General features: G+C 56.8%; 21 protein-coding genes. 9 read left to right on the top strand and 12 right to left on the bottom strand.

Translation table 11 applies throughout. The features are described 5' to 3' along the window. Positions 1-26 precede the first annotated feature (26 nt). A complete protein-coding gene (murJ, locus tag ACUVSA_RS00760; protein WP_445893414.1) occupies positions 27-1,571 on the top strand; it encodes a murein biosynthesis integral membrane protein MurJ in 1,545 nt (514 codons plus the stop codon). Here the strand turns inward: murJ and ACUVSA_RS00765 are convergent. Genes ACUVSA_RS00765 through ACUVSA_RS00775 form a run of 3 tightly spaced genes read right to left on the bottom strand, consistent with a single transcriptional unit; the run spans position 1,516 to position 5,105 of the window. After that, positions 1,516-3,477 carry a molybdopterin biosynthesis protein gene (locus ACUVSA_RS00765; RefSeq protein ID WP_445893415.1) on the bottom strand — a complete coding sequence of 654 codons (1,962 nt, stop codon included), beginning with the start codon at positions 3,475-3,477 and terminating at the stop codon, positions 1,516-1,518. The genes murJ and ACUVSA_RS00765 overlap by 56 nt on opposite strands. Before the next feature lie 19 nt (positions 3,478-3,496). Next, a complete protein-coding gene (locus tag ACUVSA_RS00770; protein WP_445893416.1) occupies positions 3,497-4,309 on the bottom strand; it encodes a carbon-nitrogen hydrolase family protein in 813 nt (270 codons plus the stop codon). 10 nt (positions 4,310-4,319) lie between these two features. After that, complete coding sequence (locus tag ACUVSA_RS00775) at positions 4,320-5,105, bottom strand: endonuclease/exonuclease/phosphatase family protein (RefSeq protein ID WP_445893417.1); 786 nt, start codon at positions 5,103-5,105, stop codon at positions 4,320-4,322. Between the two features lie 339 nt (positions 5,106-5,444). Between ACUVSA_RS00775 and ACUVSA_RS00780 the strand changes: the two genes are divergently transcribed. Together ACUVSA_RS00780 and ACUVSA_RS00785 are read left to right on the top strand one after the other, a co-directional pair. After that, positions 5,445-5,570, top strand: a complete 126-nt coding sequence (locus ACUVSA_RS00780) for a hypothetical protein (RefSeq protein ID WP_445891458.1) — start codon at positions 5,445-5,447, stop codon at positions 5,568-5,570. A 111-nt stretch (positions 5,571-5,681) separates the two neighbouring features. After that, a complete protein-coding gene (locus tag ACUVSA_RS00785) occupies positions 5,682-6,044 on the top strand; it encodes a hypothetical protein (RefSeq protein ID WP_445891457.1) in 363 nt (120 codons plus the stop codon). Positions 6,045-6,110: 66 nt separating this feature from the next. Here the strand turns inward: ACUVSA_RS00785 and ACUVSA_RS00790 are convergent, their stop codons facing one another. Next, positions 6,111-6,302 carry a hypothetical protein gene (locus tag ACUVSA_RS00790; protein ID WP_445891456.1) on the bottom strand — a complete coding sequence of 64 codons (192 nt, stop codon included), beginning with the start codon at positions 6,300-6,302 and terminating at the stop codon, positions 6,111-6,113. 257 nt (positions 6,303-6,559) lie between these two features. Between ACUVSA_RS00790 and ACUVSA_RS00795 the strand changes: the two genes are divergently transcribed. The 3 genes from ACUVSA_RS00795 (at position 6,560) to ACUVSA_RS00805 (ending at position 8,311) form a co-directional block, all read left to right on the top strand. Further along, positions 6,560-7,174 carry a YceI family protein gene (locus tag ACUVSA_RS00795; RefSeq protein WP_445893418.1) on the top strand — a complete coding sequence of 205 codons (615 nt, stop codon included), beginning with the start codon at positions 6,560-6,562 and terminating at the stop codon, positions 7,172-7,174. 47 nt (positions 7,175-7,221) lie between these two features. Further along, positions 7,222-7,905, top strand: a complete 684-nt coding sequence (locus ACUVSA_RS00800; protein WP_445891454.1) for a transglutaminase-like domain-containing protein — start codon at positions 7,222-7,224, stop codon at positions 7,903-7,905. A gap of 88 nt (positions 7,906-7,993) precedes the next feature. Next, a complete protein-coding gene (locus tag ACUVSA_RS00805; protein WP_445893419.1) occupies positions 7,994-8,311 on the top strand; it encodes an AF1514 family protein in 318 nt (105 codons plus the stop codon). Between the two features lie 15 nt (positions 8,312-8,326). Here ACUVSA_RS00805 and ACUVSA_RS00810 read toward each other — a convergent pair whose 3' ends face one another. The 5 genes from ACUVSA_RS00810 to ACUVSA_RS00830 form a co-directional block, all read right to left on the bottom strand. Next, complete coding sequence (locus ACUVSA_RS00810) at positions 8,327-9,118, bottom strand: S1 family peptidase (protein WP_445891452.1); 792 nt, start codon at positions 9,116-9,118, stop codon at positions 8,327-8,329. Between the two features lie 89 nt (positions 9,119-9,207). Beyond that, positions 9,208-9,993 (bottom strand): histone deacetylase family protein, encoded by a 786-nt coding sequence (locus ACUVSA_RS00815; protein ID WP_445893420.1) that lies wholly within the window; start codon positions 9,991-9,993, stop codon positions 9,208-9,210. Further along, positions 9,959-10,936, bottom strand: a complete 978-nt coding sequence (locus ACUVSA_RS00820; protein ID WP_445893421.1) for a sugar phosphate isomerase/epimerase family protein — start codon at positions 10,934-10,936, stop codon at positions 9,959-9,961. The genes ACUVSA_RS00815 and ACUVSA_RS00820 overlap by 35 nt, the downstream gene beginning before the upstream one ends. Before the next feature lie 2 nt (positions 10,937-10,938). Then, positions 10,939-11,739, bottom strand: coding sequence for an exodeoxyribonuclease III (gene xth / locus ACUVSA_RS00825; RefSeq protein ID WP_445893422.1), 801 nt, complete (start codon positions 11,737-11,739; stop codon positions 10,939-10,941). Positions 11,740-11,752: 13 nt separating this feature from the next. Further along, entirely contained in the window at positions 11,753-13,654 is a 1,902-nt protein-coding gene (locus ACUVSA_RS00830) for an ATP-dependent helicase (RefSeq protein WP_445893423.1), read from the bottom strand. Positions 13,655-13,831: 177 nt separating this feature from the next. On the opposite strand from ACUVSA_RS00830, the gene gatC reads away from it, so the two are divergent. From gatC to ACUVSA_RS00845, 3 genes are all read left to right on the top strand, one after another. Beyond that, on the top strand, positions 13,832-14,119 hold the full coding sequence (gatC, locus tag ACUVSA_RS00835; RefSeq protein ID WP_445891447.1) for an Asp-tRNA(Asn)/Glu-tRNA(Gln) amidotransferase subunit GatC: 288 nt from the start codon (positions 13,832-13,834) through the stop codon (positions 14,117-14,119). A 28-nt stretch (positions 14,120-14,147) separates the two neighbouring features. Continuing rightward, entirely contained in the window at positions 14,148-15,599 is a 1,452-nt protein-coding gene (gene gatA, locus ACUVSA_RS00840; RefSeq protein ID WP_445893424.1) for an Asp-tRNA(Asn)/Glu-tRNA(Gln) amidotransferase subunit GatA, read from the top strand. Positions 15,600-15,736: 137 nt separating this feature from the next. Beyond that, the gene (locus ACUVSA_RS00845; protein ID WP_445893425.1) at positions 15,737-17,821 is read left to right on the top strand and encodes a flagellar assembly protein A; all 2,085 of its coding nucleotides are present in this window, start codon (positions 15,737-15,739) and stop codon (positions 17,819-17,821) included. Positions 17,822-18,289: 468 nt separating this feature from the next. Here the strand turns inward: ACUVSA_RS00845 and glgC are convergent, their stop codons facing one another. From glgC to ACUVSA_RS00860, 3 genes are read right to left on the bottom strand one after another with little or no spacing between them, the layout of a single operon-like run. Then, positions 18,290-19,567: a glucose-1-phosphate adenylyltransferase gene (glgC, locus tag ACUVSA_RS00850; RefSeq protein ID WP_445893426.1), complete on the bottom strand. Its 1,278-nt coding sequence runs from the start codon at positions 19,565-19,567 to the stop codon at positions 18,290-18,292. Positions 19,568-19,588: 21 nt separating this feature from the next. Next, entirely contained in the window at positions 19,589-20,113 is a 525-nt protein-coding gene (locus ACUVSA_RS00855) for a peroxiredoxin family protein (RefSeq protein WP_445893427.1), read from the bottom strand. Continuing rightward, the gene (locus tag ACUVSA_RS00860; protein WP_445893428.1) at positions 20,110-20,817 is read right to left on the bottom strand and encodes a cytochrome c biogenesis protein CcdA; all 708 of its coding nucleotides are present in this window, start codon (positions 20,815-20,817) and stop codon (positions 20,110-20,112) included. The genes ACUVSA_RS00855 and ACUVSA_RS00860 overlap by 4 nt, the downstream gene beginning before the upstream one ends. Positions 20,818-20,869 lie beyond the last annotated feature (52 nt).

Raw genomic sequence — 20,869 nt, forward strand, 5'->3', positions numbered from 1 at the left:
TGTCCTTTTGGGGACGTCGACAAGCCATGGGTTGGGCCGCCGCTTTGCTGGGCGGCAGTATTTTGCTGTCCCGGTTCATGGGATTGGCCCGGGACAAAGTCATTTCCTACTATTTCGGGGCGACCGAGGAATCGGACGTCTATTTTGCGGCGTTCGTGATCCCGGACTTCATCAACTACCTTTTGGCCGGCGCTTATTTTTCCATCACACTCATTCCTTTGCTGACCGAACTTTTTCGAAAAGACGAGGAAGACGCCTGGCGCTTTTTTTCGGCTGTGGCCCTTTGGACCGCCGTGATGAGTTCGGCCCTGTGCGCTGCGGTCGTCCTTTGGGCTCACCCTCTGGCCCGCTGGGCCGCTCCGGGTTTGAGTCCCCAGGCGGCGCAGCGTCTCGCCTTTTTCCTTCGCATTGTCGCTCCGGCCCAAGTCTTCTTTCTTTTAGGCTCTTGCTTCAGCGCTGTTTTGTATCTTCGCAAACAATTTCAAGCACCGGCCCTGACACCGCTCATCTACAATGCCTTGATCATCGCCCTGGGCGTCCTGCTACGCGGATACGGCATGTCCGGTTTTTGTTGGGGTGTGCTGCTGGGCGCTTTCTTGGGTAACTTTGTCCTGCCGGTGATGGCCGTGCGCTCAGGAGGGGGTCTTCGGTGGCGTTGGACCTTGTGGCATCCTGCATTAAAAAGATTCCTTGCACTGGCCCTGCCCCTCATGGTGGGACAATCCGTGGTGGTCCTGGACGAACAGTTGGTACGCGTTTTCGGGTCCCTTGCGGCCGTAGGCACCATCAGCTGGCTCAATTATGCACGACGCATCATGCTGGTTCCCGTGGGCGTGGTGGCGCAAGCCGCCGGAACGGCGTCTTATCCCTTTCTGGCCGAAACCTACAGTGCCGGCCACATGGATCAATTTTTTACAACGCTCAAAACCGCCTTTCGCAACACTTTGGCCGTTCTCATTCCCTTGTCGGTCTGGATGATGCTCACCGCCAGGCCCACCATCGTGCTGATTTTTCAACAAGGCCGGTTCGGCACGGCGGACACGGTGGAAACCGTGTGGGCCCTTCGTCTTCTCTTGTCCGTGGTTTTTTGTTGGGGCATTCAGCAGATTTTGGGCCGCGCCTACTACGCCCGCCAGGACACGCTCACCCCCGCTCTTATCGGCACGCTGTGCACGGTGGCCGTGATTCCCCTTTATTACGTCGGTGCCACGCACGGAGGGGCGCGAGGGGTGGCGGCCGCGAGCGCTTTTTCCGTGGCGCTCTACACCGCGCTTTTGGGCCTGTGGTGGCAACGTCGGCTGGGGCCTCGAGCCTTTCAGGGCCTGCTGACCTCTTCCATAAAAATCACGTTCGTGACCCTCGCCGCCGCCGCGCCTTCCGCCGTGGCTCTCACCTGGCCCACGCGATGGCACCTTGCCAACGTCTACCTTCAAGCAGCTTTCGAATTGATGCTGTCGGGCGTGGTGTTCGCTGCGGCTTTTTTCGCCTTGGGCAGGCTCTGGGCCAGAGATCTCGTCATGCCCCTGTGGGATCGTCTGCCCCTTGCCACCCGTGGCCGTTCCAGACGCTGACGACAGTCCCCGAATGAGAAGGGTCGTAGCCGCCCATGGCTGCCACAAGTCGGCGAAACCTTTCGGACACGATGACCTGCAACAGGGTTTGGATCTTGGTGTCGTTCCAACAGGCCTCGGGCACCACCAAGTCGTAGCGTTCCTCACAGACAGGAAGAAAATCCAATCCCAGAGCCTTTGCGGCGGCATAGATAGCCATGCCGCAGTCGGCATTGCCGCTCAGCACATTGACCGCCACCGCCATGTGCGTGTATTCCTCCCAGTCGTAACCCTGAATGCCTTCGGAACTTCTTCCGATTTTCGCCAGCTCATAATCCAAAAGAATCCGCGTGCCCGACCCCGCTTGCCGGTTCACAAAACGCACGTCGGGTCGAAACAAGTCCTGAACGCTTCGAATGTTTTTCGGATTCCCTGGCGCCACCACCAGCCCTTGGCGACGCCGAACGAGCTCAACGAGGCGAACGGGAAGGCCTCTGAGGTAGCGTTCCACATAAGAACGGTTGTAGTCGCCCAAACTTGGGTCCAAGAGATGTACTCCCGCACAATGCGCCTGGCCTCGCTTTAAGGCCAGCAGCCCTCCCAAACTGCCCACGTTGCTGGAAGAAAGATGCAGCCGAGGGTCAGCCCGTTTGAGTTCCGCCGCCAGCACATCCAGCGTGTTGTCATGGCTGCCGATCATGACCAGGGTATGTTCCAAGTCTTCTTCAGCACGCAACAGGCGCACTCGTACGGATTCCCCTTCATTGATCCCTTCGGACTCCTGGGGAATCTGGACCAGCCCATCCGCACGAACCAATGAGGTGATGACCCCCGCTCCCTTTTGCAAAGGCATCGCCACAAGGCGGTCTTGCACACGGCCCACAATGACCCGAAGGAATTCCTCCAAGCCCAACTTGGAAGGCATCTTTCGGCCCATGACGGCGTCCACTGTGGTCCAACCCGGTTCGGCCAGGCCCTGCATCCAGTAAATCAAAGGCCGAACAAACTGCTCAAAAGCCATGATGGCCGAGACGGGGTACCCGGGCAGCCCGATAAAGGGCTTGCCCTCCAGGATTCCCAGGATCACGGGTTTTCCAGGCATCATGGTCACGCCGTGGACCAGCAGCACCCCCAAATCCTGAATCAGAGAAGCCGTGAAGTCCTCCGACCCCGCGGAAGATCCTGCATTAAAGACAATGAGATCAGCCTCGGAGGCGGCGGCATGCTGCATATGCGCGCGCAGGGTCGCCGGGTCGTCGGCAATGCCAGGCTGCAACAAGGCAAGGCCTCCTTCCTGCGTCACCATGGCGGCAATGACCGTGCCGTTGAATTCCACAATTCGTCCTGGTGCCGCCTTTGCCGCCTCTTGGGCCGGAACCAGTTCCGACCCTGTGGGTTGAATCCACACGCGAGGCTTGGCATACACAGAAACCGTGGACACACCGGCTGCCAGCAAGGCCCCTAAATCTGCCGGGCGCAGGCGATGCTGCTGAGGCAAGAGCAATTCCCCGGCTACGATGTCTTCTCCCACCTTGCGTACATGCTGCCAGGGAAAGGCCGCAGTTCGAATCTCAAGGGTGCGTTCATCCACGTGGTGCACGTGTTCAATCATGATGACCGCATCGGTCCCTTGAGGCAATGGATCACCTGTGTCCACGGCAAAGGCCTGCTGCCCGATGGTGAGGTGCTGGGGGCGCACGGCGCTGGCCCCAAAGGTTTCTGAAGCCTTGACGGCATAACCGTCCATGGCCGCCCCGTGATAGTGGGGCACCGACAGGCGGGCGGTGACAGGATGCGCCAACACGCGCCCTAGAGCTGAAAACACAGACAGTTTTTCCACCGCCGTTCGCCGCTCCTGCACCGCTCGGCGCCATTTGTCCCGCGCCTGCGCCAGGGTATGCATCTCCAAGTAAATTTTTCTTTTCATGAAAGCTCTCGGCCTTTGGTTACACGCGTTGAAAACCAAAACGATTCCAAAACTCTCGGCGATACCGTCGCACAGATCCCAGATGCACTTCGGCCACATGCACCTGTTCCAACGCGTCCAGCTCCACCGTCACCCAATCCTCCAAAGAGTCCAGACTTCGAAACCAGCGTCGAAAAGACGCCTTATCCAAGAAGCGCGGCGGTTGGATGACAAAGCTTCCTCCGCCGTGTTGATGATAGCGTCGACCACCGATCACGGCGTTGTAATCCGCCGTGTTCACGCCCACGACTGCGAGGAAATTGTCAAAGGCCCGCACCAGAGCCCCCGTTTTCCAGTGCCCCCGAAGAATAGGAAAAATGCTGATGTTAAAAACAATCTCCACGCCTTCATTGGCCAGCTGGGTAGCGGCGTCGGGTTGACCCCAAAAATCGATGCAGACAGGCAGACCGATTTTTCCAAAATCCACCGGAAAGGCTCGAAACACGCCATCGCCCGGCGTGATATGCCAATGATCCCGTTCCAAAGCCCCCACGTTGGCCTTGCGCTGCCGGCCCAGAAGCCGCCCGCAGCGGTCAAAGAGGGTGGCCGTGTTGTAAAGGCGGCCGCCATCCTGTTCCACCAGACCCGCCACGATGTAGGCTTGTAAATCGCGGGCGGCTTCGGCCAACATCTCTTCCCCGGCAAAGGGAAAGTATTCCGGAAAACACACCATATCCAGCTGATGTCCTCGAATTCTCTCCAAAAGATGCAGGCCGTGAGCGATATTTCTTGGATCGTCAAATTCCGCGTAGGGCTTGGGCTGCACAAGAGCCACACGAATAGTGTCTTTCATCACTGCTCCCTCAAAGCGTTGCGGTCGAAGATGGAGAACCTGCCCATAGCAGATCGACGTAATAGGGAAAGTGATCGGACGGATACCGGCCTTCAAAATGATCCCTCACAATGTGCGCTTCACGCACGTCAAACTGACGGGATACCAAAATCCAGTCCATGCGACTCTTTTGCGGCACCCCGGAAAAACCATGATGCGTTTTCTCCGCTTCCCCTTCCCCTTTTCCCGCAAGGAGCCAACTGTCCTGCAGGCCTACATAAGCGTCCGTTAAGAGGCGGTGAACCGGGGATTCGGGCCCGTCGTTAAAGTCCCCCATCACGATATGGGCTCCGGGATGTTCCTGCACCCAACGGGCCAGGATCCGTGCCTGTTCCACGCGGGCTCTGGCACCCACATGGTCCAGGTGCGTCACGGAAATCCATAGCTTGGTCCCCGTGCCCGTTTCCTGGACCTCGGCCCAGCTCATCATGCGCGGAAAGGCGCTGTCCCAGTCCTTGCTGCGATGCACTTGAGGGGTTAGAGACAACCAAAATTCGGCACCGTCCACAACCGTGCCCCAATCCTTGCGCAGAAAGAGGGTCGGATACTGGCATGTGTCATCCAAAACCCGCTGTGGTGCATGGATGGCATAGTCCTCGAGGGCGTGCGCCAAATACTGCAGCATACTCCAGCGGCCCTCTTGGGTTCCCAAAACGTCAGGCCGATATCGGCGTACGATGGTGGCCACCCACTCGCGGCGGTAGATCCAACTGTTCTGCCCGTCCTGGTCGTTTTCAAAGCGCAAATTGAAGGTCATGACACGCATGGCGTTCCTGCCGTTATTTTTCTCTTCGGCTACAGGCTTTTCCCTGTCCAAGATGGCAGATTCCGCAACGGCTGACAACCCAATTCCACGTATTTTCCATTCATGTTTTCCTCTTCATGTGCCGATGGGACAAATGGATAGGCAAGAGAATTGCACTAGACAAAAACACCGAACAGGGTCAGGCATCATGCCGCAATGGAAGCTTCGCCTTGCGCATTCTGGAATCCAGGGTCCGGCCACGACATGTCCGGCGCGCTCGTGCTCTCAGCACCGCGGCACAGCCCGCCCCAGGGCGATGGTCCCTTTCGGGCACACTCAAGGAGGCAAAACATGGAGGCGACCATGAGTGTGGGCACTTGGTTTGGCTGCTTGTTTTTGTGGACCTTAGGGTTGACCGCAGCCGTGTGGGCGGCTCGAAGGCTTGCCGTGGAGCAACGTCCTTCACACCGCCGGTGACGGTAAAGAACCGGCCGAGGGGGGGGCATTGCAGCGCCTGGCCGCGGCAACGAACCGAGTCTGCGCACTCGCGGAACACCTCCAATGCCTTGTCGCAAAGGAGGTCTCATCATGGATTCCCGCCGAGACTGCACAATCTGCCGTCACGAAACGTCCGAAAATCTTTTTGTGGACGATCTCTTTCGCCGGGAAAAGGATGGCACCCAAGGCCAACCCAACCCACGCTACGGGGACAACCGCGACCAACTTTTTGCAAGGTTCCGATTGCGCCTGGATCCGAGCCACCAAAAGTATGTGGCCGGCTACCAATGGTTTTGTTGCGTGTGTGGAAGTCCCAGCGCCAGTGAAGAAGTGTGGTTCCCGTGCCGTCAAAAATTCGTCACCGTCAAAGTGATATGCCATTTGGGCTGCCACAATCACTGGCGCCTCAAGATTGACGCGCACAAACCCATGAGCCTGGCCGGCGCGTGCTGACGTTTTGAAGACCACCCCTGCGCCTGCACTTCAGGGCCAGGATGCCCTTGAAGCCGTTTTCAGGGGTCAGGCTTCGGTTCGGCCTTTGGCTTTGTAGAAGTCCATGAGGAACTGCGCCTCGATGGGCGAAAGATCGAAGCGCAGAATAGCCTCGTGAACAATCTTTTGCACGGGTTTGTCCGGGTCTTCCTGCACACAGCTGGAGACCCATTTGACGGCTTTGCGGATCGCTTCCCCTTCGGGCATCACGGTCGTCATGAATCACGTCACCTCTCTCGGCATCCTTGAAAATATTCCCGATAACGCTCGGGGCCATTTGCGCCTTTTTTCACCCAATCTTTACCATTCCCCGAGCCGACTGTCATGTCTATTTCGCCGCAGTGCATCAAACCTGACCGGCGGCCTCTGGACCCGAACAGTTTCAAGACCTACTATAGAAGAGGCCCGTCGCACCTGAAGGTCGGTTGCTCGGGGAAATTTCATAAAAGCCGTCCGATGGCATAGAGGAGTGGAAGATGAAGAAAATACTAGCCGCGTGGATGATGGTGACGGTGGTGTGCGGTGCGGGGTGGACCGCCGCGGCACAGCAGGACGGAGCCTGGTCTTTTGATCCCTCGCACACCAGTGTGACTTTTACCATTCAGCACATTTTGGCAAAGGTCGCCGGAACCTTTGACGAGGTGCAGGGGCAGGTGGTTTTTGATCCGGCACAACCGGAAAAGGGAGCCGTGAGGGTCGTTATTCCCGTCGCATCCATCAACACGCGGGTTGAGAAGCGGGACGCTCACTTACGATCTTCGGATTTTTTTGATGCCGAAAAGTTTCCGGTCATGACCTTTATGAGCACACACATTTTTCCCGGAAAAACGTCCGCCGACTTCATCGCTCAAGGCACCCTCACCATAAAAAATATCAGTCGCCCTCTGGATCTGCCTTTCATACACTTGGGCACCAAAGTGCACCCCATGGATCCATCCAAAGAAATCATCGGGTTTGAAGCGCATGCGACCATCAACCGACTGGAATTCGGCGTGGGCAACGGTCAGTTTTTTCAAAAGGGCCTGATCGGCAAAGAAGTTTTTATATCAATCTATGTGGAAATGCTTCGGGACCGGGCACCAATCACGTAGAGCCGGCAGGGCATCTGCGCTGAACGACAAGGTTTGAAGGACCCACAATGCAACAATACTTGGAACCAACGGCCATTTTGGACTGGAAGCATCCACGAGTTCTCGAGTTTTCGCGCCAAGCCGTCGGAAAGGCCAAAGACGCCGTGGAAAAAGCCGTTCGACTGTACGAGGCGGTGCGCGATCAAATCCGCTACGATCCCTATTCACCTTTCTATCGGCCGGAGCACTACCAGGCAAGTGAGGTCCTGAGGCGAGGCCGAAGCTTTTGCATCCCCAAAGCAGGTCTTCTTTGCGCGCTGGCGCGCTCCCACGGCATACCCGCTCGCGTAGGGTTTGCCACCGTCAAGAATCATTTGGCCACGAAGCAGCTTCTGGAATACCTGGGCTCAAACCTCTTCGTCTTTCACGGTTATACAGACCTTTTTCTTCAGGGCCGCTGGGTAAAGGCCACCCCGGCCTTCAACAAAGAACTGTGCCTGCGCCACGGCATAGATCCTCTGACTTTCGACGGTCTAAAGGATTCCCTGTTTCATCCCTACAACAAACAACAGCAAAAATTTATGGAATACGTAGCATATCATGGAGAGTATGCTGACATTCCAGTATCCGTCATCGTGGAGGCGTGGAAAGCCGCTTACGGAGCGCAAAGGGTTCAGGGGTGGATAGACGCTATGGAAAAAGCCGACTCCGAGGCGTTGCGACTTTTTGAAAAGGAAGATGTGGTCACATGACCCTGCGCTTTCCAGGCACAAAAACGCCGCTGCACGTTCACCGCGTGCATGAAAAGTGAAGAAAGGACCAGCGCTCATGACAGGTCCCTTGGCTAACACATGTTTTCCCCTGGAAAAATCGATGCTGGAAAACCCCGTAGAGCTCACCGACCAGCCGGGAACCCTCACCTTTGACGACGCCCGCCGATTGGCCGACCGCGAAGCGGAAACGCGCTTGAAAAATCCCATGCTTCTTGCCTGGTACGATGGTCGCCGAGGGTTTTTTTCACCCAACGTGGCATGCTGTGACCCTTCCAAACCAGCTTGGCTCGTTTATGCTCAATCCCGTGGGGCGGAGTGTACCATTGCCATCAACGGCTTGGATTATGTGTTTCTCTATCGGTCCACAGAGCCGGACCATGGTTGATGAAAAGGATGACCTTTAAGGGGACACGCCGGCTTTTTGCATCAAATTGACAGCATGCACGATGGGAACGGCAAAACTGATACCGCTCGGGGTTTCTAAAACTTTTTCTTTGCCTTGGGTCAGCAGAACCTTGTTGACGATTCCCAGGACTCGGCCCGTGTCCGGCTGAAATAGTGGGCTTCCACTGTTTCCCGGATACGCCGTAGCATCCAATTGATAGACATCAAAGGGGTTTTTGAGACGTTGCACCAGATCACGGCTCAGGGACTGTCCGGATTTGACGGGGATCACCATTGGGCTGACGGCGGATATGATCCCTCGGTGGGTCACAGGATAGAGGCCAAGCACCATGCCGATAGGAAATCCCGTAAAGGCGATCTCCTGCCCTTCTCGAGCCAACGACGGGTCCAGTTTCAGGGCCGGCAAGGGGTCTCCGTGCATGCGCAGAAGCACCACGTCGTGCTCCTGATCCCGAGCCACCTCTTCCAGCTCCCTCCAGTGCACTTGGGAACCCCGACCGACAAAAGCCGCAAGAACTTCACGGTGCTCTTTATCCAGCGCTTCCGGTAACACGTGGGCATTGGTCAAGATATGCCGCCCTTGGGCCACGACAAATCCCGTGCCCAAAAAGACCGACGGCGGGCGCCGCAGGGGCTGATGCGTGCCGACCGCAACAATGGAGGGACGAACCCGTTCCGTGGTTTCGGGAAGGCCGCCGAAAGCCTTGTCCAGACCAAGGGCCACAACCAGCAGCAGCACCAGCCCATGCAGGCAATTGCTCCAGATCATGCGCTTTGGATGAACCATGCCCTCCACCCCAAAGGCACCATGGACAGCACGCACCTGCAAGGCACGTCGCCGTCTACGTGCGGCTACTGTTTTTTTGCCGAGAACTTTCATGCCCTTGACAGAAACGGCTCTTCTCGGCCGAGAAGCCCCAACAGAAAGGCTCGAACATTTTTTCCAAGCACTGCGTGATTGTATCCCCCTTCAAGCGCGGCGAAACATCCGATGCCCAGACGTTCACAGGCCGCATGTATCATGAATCCCAGGGCCGCATAGTCTTCGGTCAAAAGCACGCCTCCCCAGTCTTGTTGATGCGCATCAAAGCCCGCCGACACTGCGATGATAGTGGCCTGAGCTTCGGCCAAATCCTTTTCCACCTGTCGAAGATACTCTTTGCGGTCCTCGGTCTGCGGGTTCAGGATCGCGGCGTAACCTCTTTCCGCCAAAATGTTGACGGTGCCGTCTCCGTAGTGAAGGTCGAAATCCAGCACATAGGCCGTACGAATATGACCATGGTGTTTGAGGTGTTCCAGGGCGATGGCCACATTGTTATAATAGCAAAAGCCCCAGGAACTGTCCGCAGAAGCATGATGTCCGGGAGGTCGCACCAAGGCAAAGGAAGGCCCTTGCAATCCTTCCACAGCGGCCATCACGGTGGCTCCTGCGGCCAACGACGCCACAGGATCCAGCCCTTCTCGAATGACGTCTTGAATGTGCCGGGGCGTATGCACCCTTTGAATATCTTCCCAGGACGCCGGCAGCGCCTCGTGAAACTCGCTCACATCGGCAATGGCGTCGCGAATACACTCCAACCTTCCGGGCGCCGCCGCCGGATCCCGTGTATAGGATTTCCGAAAAAGATCATGTGTGAAAACAGGAATGCGATGTCGTTTCATGGGGATTCTCCACGGGTTCGGCCACGGTTTCCATGAACTTTCGCACATGATCCACGCCCGCCCGAAGGTCCTCTGTCTTCGTGCCGGCTTTCAGCTCCACGATCAAAGGACAACCCACGCGGCACGCGAGGCGGACGACGGATTCCAGCTGGATTCGGCCGAAGCCGGGCGGCAGATGATCAGTCTTTCCCTCGGCATCGTGCACATGAATCCCCGCGAGTTGATGTTGCCAAGCGTTGAGGATTTCCGTTGGGTTTCCCCATCCGAAGGTTTCCATGAGGTGTCCATGTCCCGTATCGTGCCAGTAAGCCAAGGGCGCCCCTTCCAACTCATGGAAGAGTATCTGATATTCCTCGGTGTTTGGCATTTCGTGGTAGTGGGCTCGATTTTCCAGGCCGAGAACAATGTGGAGCCGTTGCGCTTCTTGAGCCAGCCGGTCCAGGCTCCAGAGCAGCGCATCCAGGAAAGGCTTGCGCCGAGCCCGGCGTTCGGCCTGCTTGCGCTCCAAAAGCGCCTGGTATTCGGAGCCCTGCGCTCCGCCGGTTTCCCACAGGGCCATTAAAGTGGATAGTTCGGCATCCATGGCCACGCGACCGCAATGCAACACCACGAAAGGAGCCTCCAGGTCATTGGCATGCTCCATGGTCTTCACCGTCCATTGGACAGCTCGAAGGCGTTCCTCACGATCCGTGTGGCTTAAAAGAAACGGCTCGGCGCAGACCCGATCCCACGGTACCGAGTCGGGCACAGGGCAAAAATTGTGGAGACTGAAAACTTTCAGTTCTGACCCCCTTAACCCCGTCACTACCTGCCGAAACACGGGTGGGGGCAGCCGGTAGTCCAATTCCAAGCCGTCCACCTGCAATGCTTTGCAGGCTTCCACCACGTCCCGACCGTGGGTGATTTGGCCTGCCGCCCAAGAAGTGGAAACGCCAAGAACCATGGTTACGTCTCTCCGGGAAGCGAGCTCAGGTCAAAGACGGCCACCAAGGGCGTGTGATCACTCGGTTTGCTCTGCGCCCTTGGGCCGGGGTCCACAAAGCATTCCACACATCTATGCGCCATGGGCTCCGTCACCAGCATGTGATCGAGGCGCCAGCCCAGGTTGCGATCAAAGCTCTTGGGGAGTCGATAATCCCAGAAGGTAAACTGCTTGACCTGGGGATGCATGCGGCGAAAAAGATCCACCAAACCCCAGGCCATGATGTCCTTCAGCTTGGCTCGTTCCTCGGGATGAAAGCCCACTTCGCCTTCCAGCCTTTTGGGATCGTAGACGTCCATGGCTTCCGGAGCCACATTGAGGTCACCCGTCCACACTAGGGGATCCTGAGGGGAAAAGCGTTCCTGAATCCATCGGCCCACTCGATCCAAAAAATCCAGCTTATAGCGAAATGCGGGATCGTCAGGGGCGCGCCCTTGAGGCACATAGGTGTTGACGACCCATATGCCGTGCACCTGTGCGGCCAGGAACCGCGCCTCGCCGTCCACCACGGCATCCCCGGTTTTCATGATCACAGACTTCGGCGTCTTCCTCGTCAGCACCGCCACACCATTAAAGGATTTTTCTCCCTTAATCAGTACCTCATAGCCAAGCGCCTCCAAGGCCTGCCGAGGAAACACCGCTTCCTGGCATTTTGTTTCCTGAAGGCACAGCACGTGGGGATGCTGCTGGGAAATCCAGGCCATGAGCTGGTCCAGCCGCGCCCGCACGCCGTTGACATTGAACGTTGCCGCTTTCCACAACATTTTCTTCCCTCGCTCACCAACTCCGCCGCACAATACATTCTTCGGGAAGTTCCGACAAGAAGCGGCTCGGCTTCACCAGATCCCCCTTTCGAATCATGGCATGGGACAGATACAGTTCTCCAACGGCGCGGGTCATGGCCACATACAGAAGCCGCCGTTCTTCTTCAAGACCCTGAAGACTTTCTTCGCCCCGGCCTTCGACGGGCGTGCCTTCCAGGTGCAAGGAGCGCCAATGGGGCAGCAGACCTTCTTCAATGCCGATGACAAAGACCACCTGAAACTCCAGGCCCTTGGCCGCATGAAAGGTGGCCAGGCGCACTCCGGCTCCCGCTTCCGCATCGTCTTGGTCTTCGCGAATCAGCGCACACGATTCCAGATAGGATTCCATGTCTGAGGCTTGGCGCGCTGCATCCACCATCTGCTCGATGTTTTCTCTTCGCGCAATGAAATCGTCTTCTCCTTCGCTGATGCCCCTGAGGTAGTCTTCATACCGGCAGGTTTCGACAACGGCTTGTATGGCTTCATGGGGCTTGAGGCCTCGAAGGCGATCCAAGAGGCTCAAGAGCTCTTCCATGGCCACGGCCACTTTTTTGCCGAGCAGCCTCCGTTCCAGGGCACGTCGACATTTTTCCTGAAGCGGTGTGCCGGACCCTCCGGTAGCCAAAATCTTTTTCAGGGTGGCACTTCCCAGTCCCCTTCGCGGCACGTTGATGATGCGCTCAAAAGCCACATCGTCCTTGGGATTCACGGCGCTCATGAGATAGGCGTGAATGTCCTGCACCTCGCGCCGCTCAAAAAAACCGCGCCCTCCCATTATGGTGTAGGGGACTCCCTTGTGTCGCATGGCCCGTTCCAACACCATGGAACAGAATTTGGTGCGATAGAGCACCGCCATGTCCCGAAAGGGTATTCCCCGGTCTAAATGCAAAGCCCGGCAACGCTGCGCCACCCACTGGGCTTCGTCATCGTCGCTGGGAAACTGACGCACTTCCACGGGCTGACCGTTGCGACGGCTGAAGCATTTCTTTTCGATTCGGGAAACATTATGGGCGATGAGACCTTCAGCCGCCGCCACAATGGGGCGTGTGGATCGAAAATTTTCTTCTAGCCGAACGATTTTGGCCTGAGGATAATTCTTTGGAAAATGGATGAAAAAGGAGGGATCCGCGCCACGAAATTGGTAAATGCTTTGGTAGTCGTCTCCCACAGCCGTGAGATTGCCATCGCGCAGTAACAAATCCATGATGCGGCACTGCACGGCGTTGGAGTCCTGGAATTCGTCCACCAGCACGTAATCGAACAGGTTCTGGCAGCGTCGTCGCACGGCTTCGTTCGTGGTGAGAAGCTCTCGCGTTAGGGCCAGAATGTCATCGAAATCCACAGCATTATGTTGCGCCAAAATCTGATTGTACAATTCAAACACTTCCTGAAGGCGGAACAGGCGGCTTGATTGAGCCAAATAACCCCAAGGATCAACACTGTTCTTGGCTCGAGAAACTATGGCTCGATAGGCATTAAGGTACGTCGTATCAATGTCCAGTTCCGCCAGCGCCTTTTTCATGTCCATGCGCTGCTGGTGTTCGGTATGGATACTCAAAGGCCGCGTATAACCCAAGAGCTCACAGTGTTCTTTGAGAATGTGGAAACAGGCGCTGTGAAAGGTGCGCACCCAGGGAAAGGCTCGGGCAGGGCGCCCCGTCATGGCTTCCAGGCGCCGTTTCATTTCCTCGGCGGCCTTGTTGGTAAAAGTGATGGCCAGTATTCGCTCGGGATCGTACCCCAGGCTCTTGACCAAATAGGCGATTTTGGCCGTCAGAGTTCGCGTTTTGCCGCTTCCAGCACCCGCGGCGACCAAAACCGGCCGGCCGATGAATGTTACGGCTTCCTGCTGCTGTGGCGTGAGTGTGATGTCCATGAACCATCCTCAGTGCTCTTGTAACAGCGATCCTAAAACTTCAGGGACAAATCTTAGAGGTAACGGTGTCGAACTGCAACCCATCCTTGTGAGGGCGCCCGCGTTTGTGGTAGCATGGCATGCACGAAAACGGCATGGAGAAGAGCCGATCATGTGATGAACCGTGAGGGAGCACCTATGGATAAGATCACGTTGCAGGAAGTGCGTCATGTGGCGGAATTGGCTCGGCTCAGCCTAAGTGGCGAGGAGGAGACGGCCATGACGCAACATCTTAACATCATTTTGCAATACATGGACAAGCTCAACGAAGTGGACACCTCCAACGTGCCTCCCACAACCCATGCCATCAAGCAGGAAAACGTGTTTCGGCCCGACGAGGTCCATCGTTCCCTGGATCGGGATCGCGCTCTGTCCAACGCGCCGCAAAGCGACGGCGCCAATTTCGTGGTGCCCCGAGTCATTTGAATCCGGCAAAGGAAAGGAAGAGGCGTCCGTGACGCATCTGAGCATTCACGGGCTTCGAGAAGCCCTCTTGGCGAAGCGATGCAGTGTGACGGAAGTGGTTCGTGCGTATCTGGACCGCATCCAAAGGCTGAACCCTCACCTCAACTGTTTTATCACGGTCACGGCCGAACAGGCTCTTCAAGACGCCCAGGACTACGATACGGGCCGCAGAAGCCTTACCGATTTGCCTCTGGCCGGCGTCCCTTTGGCCGTCAAGGATGTCCTGTGCACCAAAGGCATTCGCACCACATGCGGATCCAAGATGCTTGAACATTTCAACCCTCCTTACGACGCCACGGCGGTCGAACGGCTAAGAGCGGCGGGAGCCATTCTATTGGGTAAAACCAACATGGATGAATTCGCCATGGGCTCCTCCAATGAAAATTCAGCCTTTGGCCCCGTCAAAAACCCTTGGGATATGAGCCGTGTGCCCGGAGGATCCAGTGGCGGGTCGGCCGCCGCCGTCGCCGCCGACCTGTGTGCTGCCGCTTTGGGAACGGATACGGGCGGTTCCATTCGTCAGCCGGCTTCCTTTTGCGGCATTGTCGGTTTGAAGCCCACTTATGGACGCGTTTCCCGTTACGGCCTGGTGGCTTTTGCCTCTTCCCTGGACCAAGTCGGCCCCATGACCAAGGATGTGCGCGATGCGGCTCTTTTGCTCGCCGTGCTGGCCGGCCACGATCCCAAAGATTCCACATCCATCGCCCAGTCCACGGAGGATTACCCGTCCGCGTTGACCTTGCCCATTCGAGGACTTCGTGTCGGCTTGCCCAAGGAATACGTCAACGAGGGCATGGATGCCGAAGTGGCGGCGGCCATCGAAAAAGCCTGCCGCATCTTTCAAGACCTCGGAGCCGACCTCCGGGATGTCTCCCTTCCCCACACCGATTACGGCGTGGCCGCCTATTACATTATTGCGCCGGCAGAAGCCAGCTCAAACCTGGCCCGTTATGACGGAGTCAAATACGGTTACAGGTTTTCCGAAGCACGCGACCTTCTCACTATGTACAAGGAATCCCGCCGCCGGGGATTCGGTACCGAAGTGAAACGACGCATCATGCTGGGAACCTATTGTCTGTCTTCCGGCTACTACGACGCTTACTATCGTAAAGCCTCCCAGGTGCGCACTCTGATTCGCCAGGATTTCTTCAAGGCCTTTGAGCACTGTGACGTGTTGCTGGCTCCGGTGTCCCCCACAGCAGCCTTTGTCCTGGGCGAGAAAACCCAAAATCCTCTGCAAATGTACCTCAACGACGTCTTCACTCTACCGGCAAGCCTTGCCGGCATTCCCGGCCTGTCCATTCCCTGCGGCTACACCGCGGCCGGGTTGCCCATCGGCGTCCAGATCCTGGGACCCCACCTGGGCGAAGCCACCGTTTTGCGAGCCGCATACCATTTCGAACAGGCCACCAAGGGAGAACGGCGCACCCTCACCCTCTAAATCCATGGCGTCAAAGCCTTCGCCGAACCATGGCCTGGGGTCTTTCCTTGTGTCAATCGCTTGACGTTTTGGTGACGATTCTGTAGCTGTAGAAAACGTCTTGGCGCATATGGTCCTCTCACAGCGAAAGGCTTGCCATGGCCCTTGAAAACAAGGATTTCAAGACGAATGCCCACTTTGTATTCGGCAAACTGGTGATACGGTACGGGCTGGCCACGAAGGAAATCGTGCAAAAGGCCTTGAAAACTCAAGAGGCTCTGGCAGCGGCGGGCGAGAAAAAGCATCTTGGAGAAATTCTCGTGGACATGGGGGTCATCACCCCCTCGCAGATGAAGGCGCTTCTCAAGCTCCAGCGTTTTTTCAAACTCCGAGACCAGGAAAGACCTCTTCTGCACTATGCGGTGACCAAAGGTTTATTGCTTCCGCGGGACGAGAAGCGTGCTCTTGCCCGCCAGATGGAACTCTTTAAGCGGGAAAGAAAATATTATGCCATTGAGCAGATCCTCTACGAAGAAAACATACTGGATCACAGCGCCATTGAGGCTTTAAAGGACGCTTTTGCGGCATCCACCGCTTCACCGACGAAGACGGCCGCCACTCCCGAAGCCCCCACGATGCCCCCGTCCACGGCGACGTTTATTTCGCCTGAGCGCCTTCAAGTCCTTGAGGAGGTTTTTGACGTGGTGGTGTCTTCGGACCGCTTGGAAGCGTCCCTGGTGTGGACGAAGAAGCCACCGCCGAATCTTACCCTGGTCGAACTGCGTGCCTTCATCGAAAAACGCGGCATCTGTTATGGCACCCTTTTAAGTACGGACATCGTGACGAAGATATGTGCCAAACCGGGTGTCAAAGGCTCCGTTGTGGTGGCTCGAGGCGATCCTCCCGTGCCCGGGCGCAATGCCTCCATTCAATACCATTTCGATACGGACCCTCTCAAGGTCGGCCGTCTGCGCAAAGGGGGATCCGTGGACTTTCGAGACCGAGGGGAAATTCCTCTGGTTCGCGAGGGGGACCTTTTGGCTGAAAGAATTCCTCCGACGCCGGGAACTCCAGGCACCGACGTCTTCGGTCATCCCATCGAACCGCCCAAGCCCATGGACATCATCCTGCGCTGTGGAAAAGGAGTGGTCCGTTCCGAAGACGGGTGTCAAGTTTTGGCAGCGCGAAGCGGACGCCCTCAAATCAGCGCGGACGGCAAAATCAGCGTCCATTCGGAACTGGAAATCTTCGGCGATGTGGACCTCAAAACAGGCCACGTGATCTTTGACGGCGATGTGAAAATCAGTGGCGCCATCACTGCGGGTTTTCGCGTCAAGGCCGCCTCGGTGACCGCTGCCGAAGTTCACGGCGCAGAGATCCTGGCCGAAGGCAACGTCATGATTTCCGGGGGCGTCATCAATGCGTTCATCCAGGCCGAAGGCCAGGTCAAAGCGCGGCATCTTGCGGGCAGCACAGTGCGCGCCTGCGGGGACGTCGCCGTTTCCAGCAGCATCGTGGACTGTACCTTAGAAACCTCCGGATCCCTGCTGGCCCCCACCGCTACCGTCTTGTCCTCCCAGATCACGGCAGCCGCAAAGATGTTCCTTTTGCATGTGGGATCGGAAAAGTCCAAGGCCTGCCGGCTTGTCATGGGCGAAGACCCGATTTTGAAAAGGAGATTGAGCGGCCTCCGGGATCGCATGCAGCACCTGAAGAATCGAGGCTTGCGATTTAAGAAGGCGGAAACCCGACAAAGAAAAGTGCTGAACGATATCGAACTGGCCATTGGAAGAACGGTGCAGTTTCAGGACCGAACCCTTCTGGAAATTCGAAAACTTGAGGAGGACCGGGCAGCCGTTGAGAGCCCCTCGGCTCAAGCACAGCTGGAAAACCTTCAAAAGGCCATTCAGGATGCCGAACAAAAGGTGGAAAAGCTTTTTCAAGTGCAGGATGCTCTCAAATCATCGCTCCGTCGACTGGTGGACCGCTGCAGCCAATGCGCTCGTGACCTGGCCGATCTGGAAGAGGAAGTGCGGGGCCTCACGCAATGGGCCAAAATGAAAAAGGAACGTCCCGAAATCACGGTGGAAGGTGTGGTGGCTGCGGGGACTGTGATCATCGGGCCCGAATCCTCATGGAAAGCGGTGGAAAGTCTGCACGCCGTGCGCTTCACGGAAAAATCCATTGAGGACCCACAAACGGGTGTCGTCAAAAAGAAATTGAGCTTGTCCGGGCTTTCCTGATCTTTTCCCCCTCAGGGCTTCGCAAGCCTCATGATTCGTGCCGCATTTTCCACAACCCTGCCAGATGTTTAAGACCGCCCGCTTCTTGCGCGCCGTGAGCGTCTGTGGAGATCATGCAATGACCGCGCTCTCGAAAACCGCGCCCTTGTTTCCCGCAAAGCCCTGTCCCACAAGGCCGATTTTGGCTGTATCTGGATTGGTAACTCCATAAAATACAGGATTGTCATTCCGCAAAAACGAGCCCTCAGACAAGATCCTTGATCTCTCAGGGAAGAGGCTTCAGTCACGACAGGGTTGACCTCCCTACGCTGAGCGCTGACGCTCTCATGGCTGAGGGACCGTTGCCATTGGCCCAATGTTTTGTGAGAAGCGGCGAGCTGCATTAAGGGCCGAAAAGCTTTGCTCGCAGCCGGATCTTTGAGCCAAACACCGGCGGAAACGGGTTGGGCTCTTCCTTTGCAGGGTCGTTTAAGGCCTCGGAAAGGCACCTCGAGGCACCACAGTGATGCCTCGCGGCGTCACTACAAAACGCGTGCGATCTTCCTGGGGTGAGACGCCGATTTCTGTGTGCGGAGGAATGACGTTGTCCTTGTCGATGATGGCCTTTTTGATGCGACAATGGTGTCCGATTTCTACGTTGTCCATGATCACCGATTCATCCACTTCTGCATGACTGTTGACAATTACGTTGTAGGACAGGACCGAGTGGCGGACGATCCCGCCGCTGATGAGGCAACCATGGGGCACCACGGAATCCCGGGCCGTGCCGGCACGCAAAGATGCCGGATCCCCGCCAGACACCACAAATTTGGCTGGAGGCACCTGCCGTTGCAGGCCTCTCATGGGCCAGCGTCGACCGTGAAGGTTAAAGAAAGGCGCCATGCCTGTCAGGTCCATGTTGGCGTTCCAGTAAGCATCCAGGCTGCCCACGTCGCGCCAGTAGCTGGAATCCCGTGTTGGATACTGTGTCTTGAAATGGTAGCCCATTTCCGGGTCATAGACGGGCACGTCGTCCTTGATGAGATTGTAGCGCCGGTAGGGATAAGCATAGACTCTGGCTTCCCGCACCAGTCGAGGAATGACGTCCCGACCGAAATCTTCGTCATCACTTTCCTTCAGCACACTCAAAAGCACGTCCCGCTTGAAGAGGTAGATGCCCATCGAGGCCAGGCTTCGGGAAGCATCCTCGGGCATCGGCTTGGGGTCCTTGGGTTTTTCCTCAAACCCGCAGATACGATATTCGGCATCCACTTCGGCGATGCCAAAGGCAGAGGCCGTGGCACGGTCCACCTCCAGAAGGCTCACTGTCACGTCAGCCTGTTTTTCTTCGTGGAAACGGCGAAACAATGTGTAATCCATTTTATAAACGTGATCCCCGGACAAGATGAGCACGTGATGGGGTCTTTCCCTTTCGATGAGGTACAGGTTTTGGCGCACCGAATCCGCCGTGCCTCGGTACCAATCTTCCCCCAGCCTTTGCTGCGGCGCGACGATTCTTAGGTAATGGCCCAAAGCCCCCGAAAAAATGTTCCAGCCGTCCTCCAGATGATCCACCAGGGATTGGGACTTGTATTGGGTAAACACGAGAATCTTATAGAGTTGCGAATTGACGCAGTTGCTCAAGGGAATATCGATCAGCCGATAGATACCGCCAAAGGGGACTGCCGGTTTGCATCGGTCCCGTGTCAAGGGCATGAGTCTTTCGCCGCGCCCACCTGCCATGATGATGGTCAAAATGTCTTTCATGCACAGGCCTTTAGAACGATGTCATTGAATGATACGCCGAATGTCCGAAGGCAATTGATAGTTACGATAAACGATCGTGCCGTTCTTGTCCACCACCACGAATAGAGGAATTCCGCGCACATCAAAGGCTCTGGTGACGCCGCCGTCCGCATCATAAAGGATCTTGAACGGCATGGGGTGCGCTTTTTGATACCGCTGCACGCGCTCAAAGGAATCTCCTGATCCCACATTAATGCCCAGAATTTCCAGCTGATCTTTGGGGGTCTTCTGTCGCAGCTTGACCAATTCCGGCTTGACGGCCTGGCATGACGGACACCAGATGGCCCAAAAGTACAGCAGAACCGCCTTCTTACCTCGATATTCACTCAAACGCACCCGCTCCCCCTCGGTGCTTGGCAAATCAAAGTCTCTTGGGGCGCTGACGCCTGAGGCGCCGATCAGCCCCAAGACCTTGTCGATCATGGACTTGGCAAAGACGGGTGACGAAGCCCACAAGCACAGTCCCACCATGCACCCCAAAAGCACTTGTTCTATTCGCCCTTTCATAACCACATCTCTCCTGCCTTGACGAAGAAGTATTCCGCTGTTCCAATCATGACCACCGCAAAAACACGCTGGATTCTGCGCATCCACAGTCCCGATCGTGGCAGGGAGGCCAAAAGGCCCGTAAAGGTCCCCACCAGGATGATGAGCACACCCATGCCGTAGGCAAACGCGACAAGCATCAAGGTTCCCCAGAGAAGCTGTTGTCCCGTGGCCACCACGGTCAGGAGGCCGCCCAGAATGGGCGTGGTGCAGGGGCCCACCACCAGGGCCGAAGCCCCACCCATCAGGAAACTGGAAAAGGCGTCATGGCTGGCAACGGGCCGCACCTGAAACCGACTGAACACGCCGAATGAAGGCACGGGAATCACTTCCAGCATCATTAAGGCCAGGCACAAACACAGATTGCCGACAGCCAAAAACACCCAGGGATTCATGGTCAAGGAACCAAAGAGGCGGCCGGTCAGCGCCGCTATAAGGCCCAAGGCCGAATAGACCACAGCCATGCCGGTGACGTAGATGAGGGATAAAACAAAGGCTCTGAGGCGGCGTCCCTGAGCCCGATTTCCGATGAAGGCCACCGTGATGGGAATCATGGGGTAGGTGCAAGGCGTAAAGCCGGCAAGCACCCCTCCCAAAAAAGCTAGCGGGACAGCCACCCAAGGCGCATAAACCGCCACGGCTTCAAAACGCTGCATCCATTCCATAGATGTTTACGCTCCCCATCCATCCTGGCCCATGCGTCACCCCACAGGGATG

Source organism: Desulfosoma sp. (assembly GCF_052743555.1).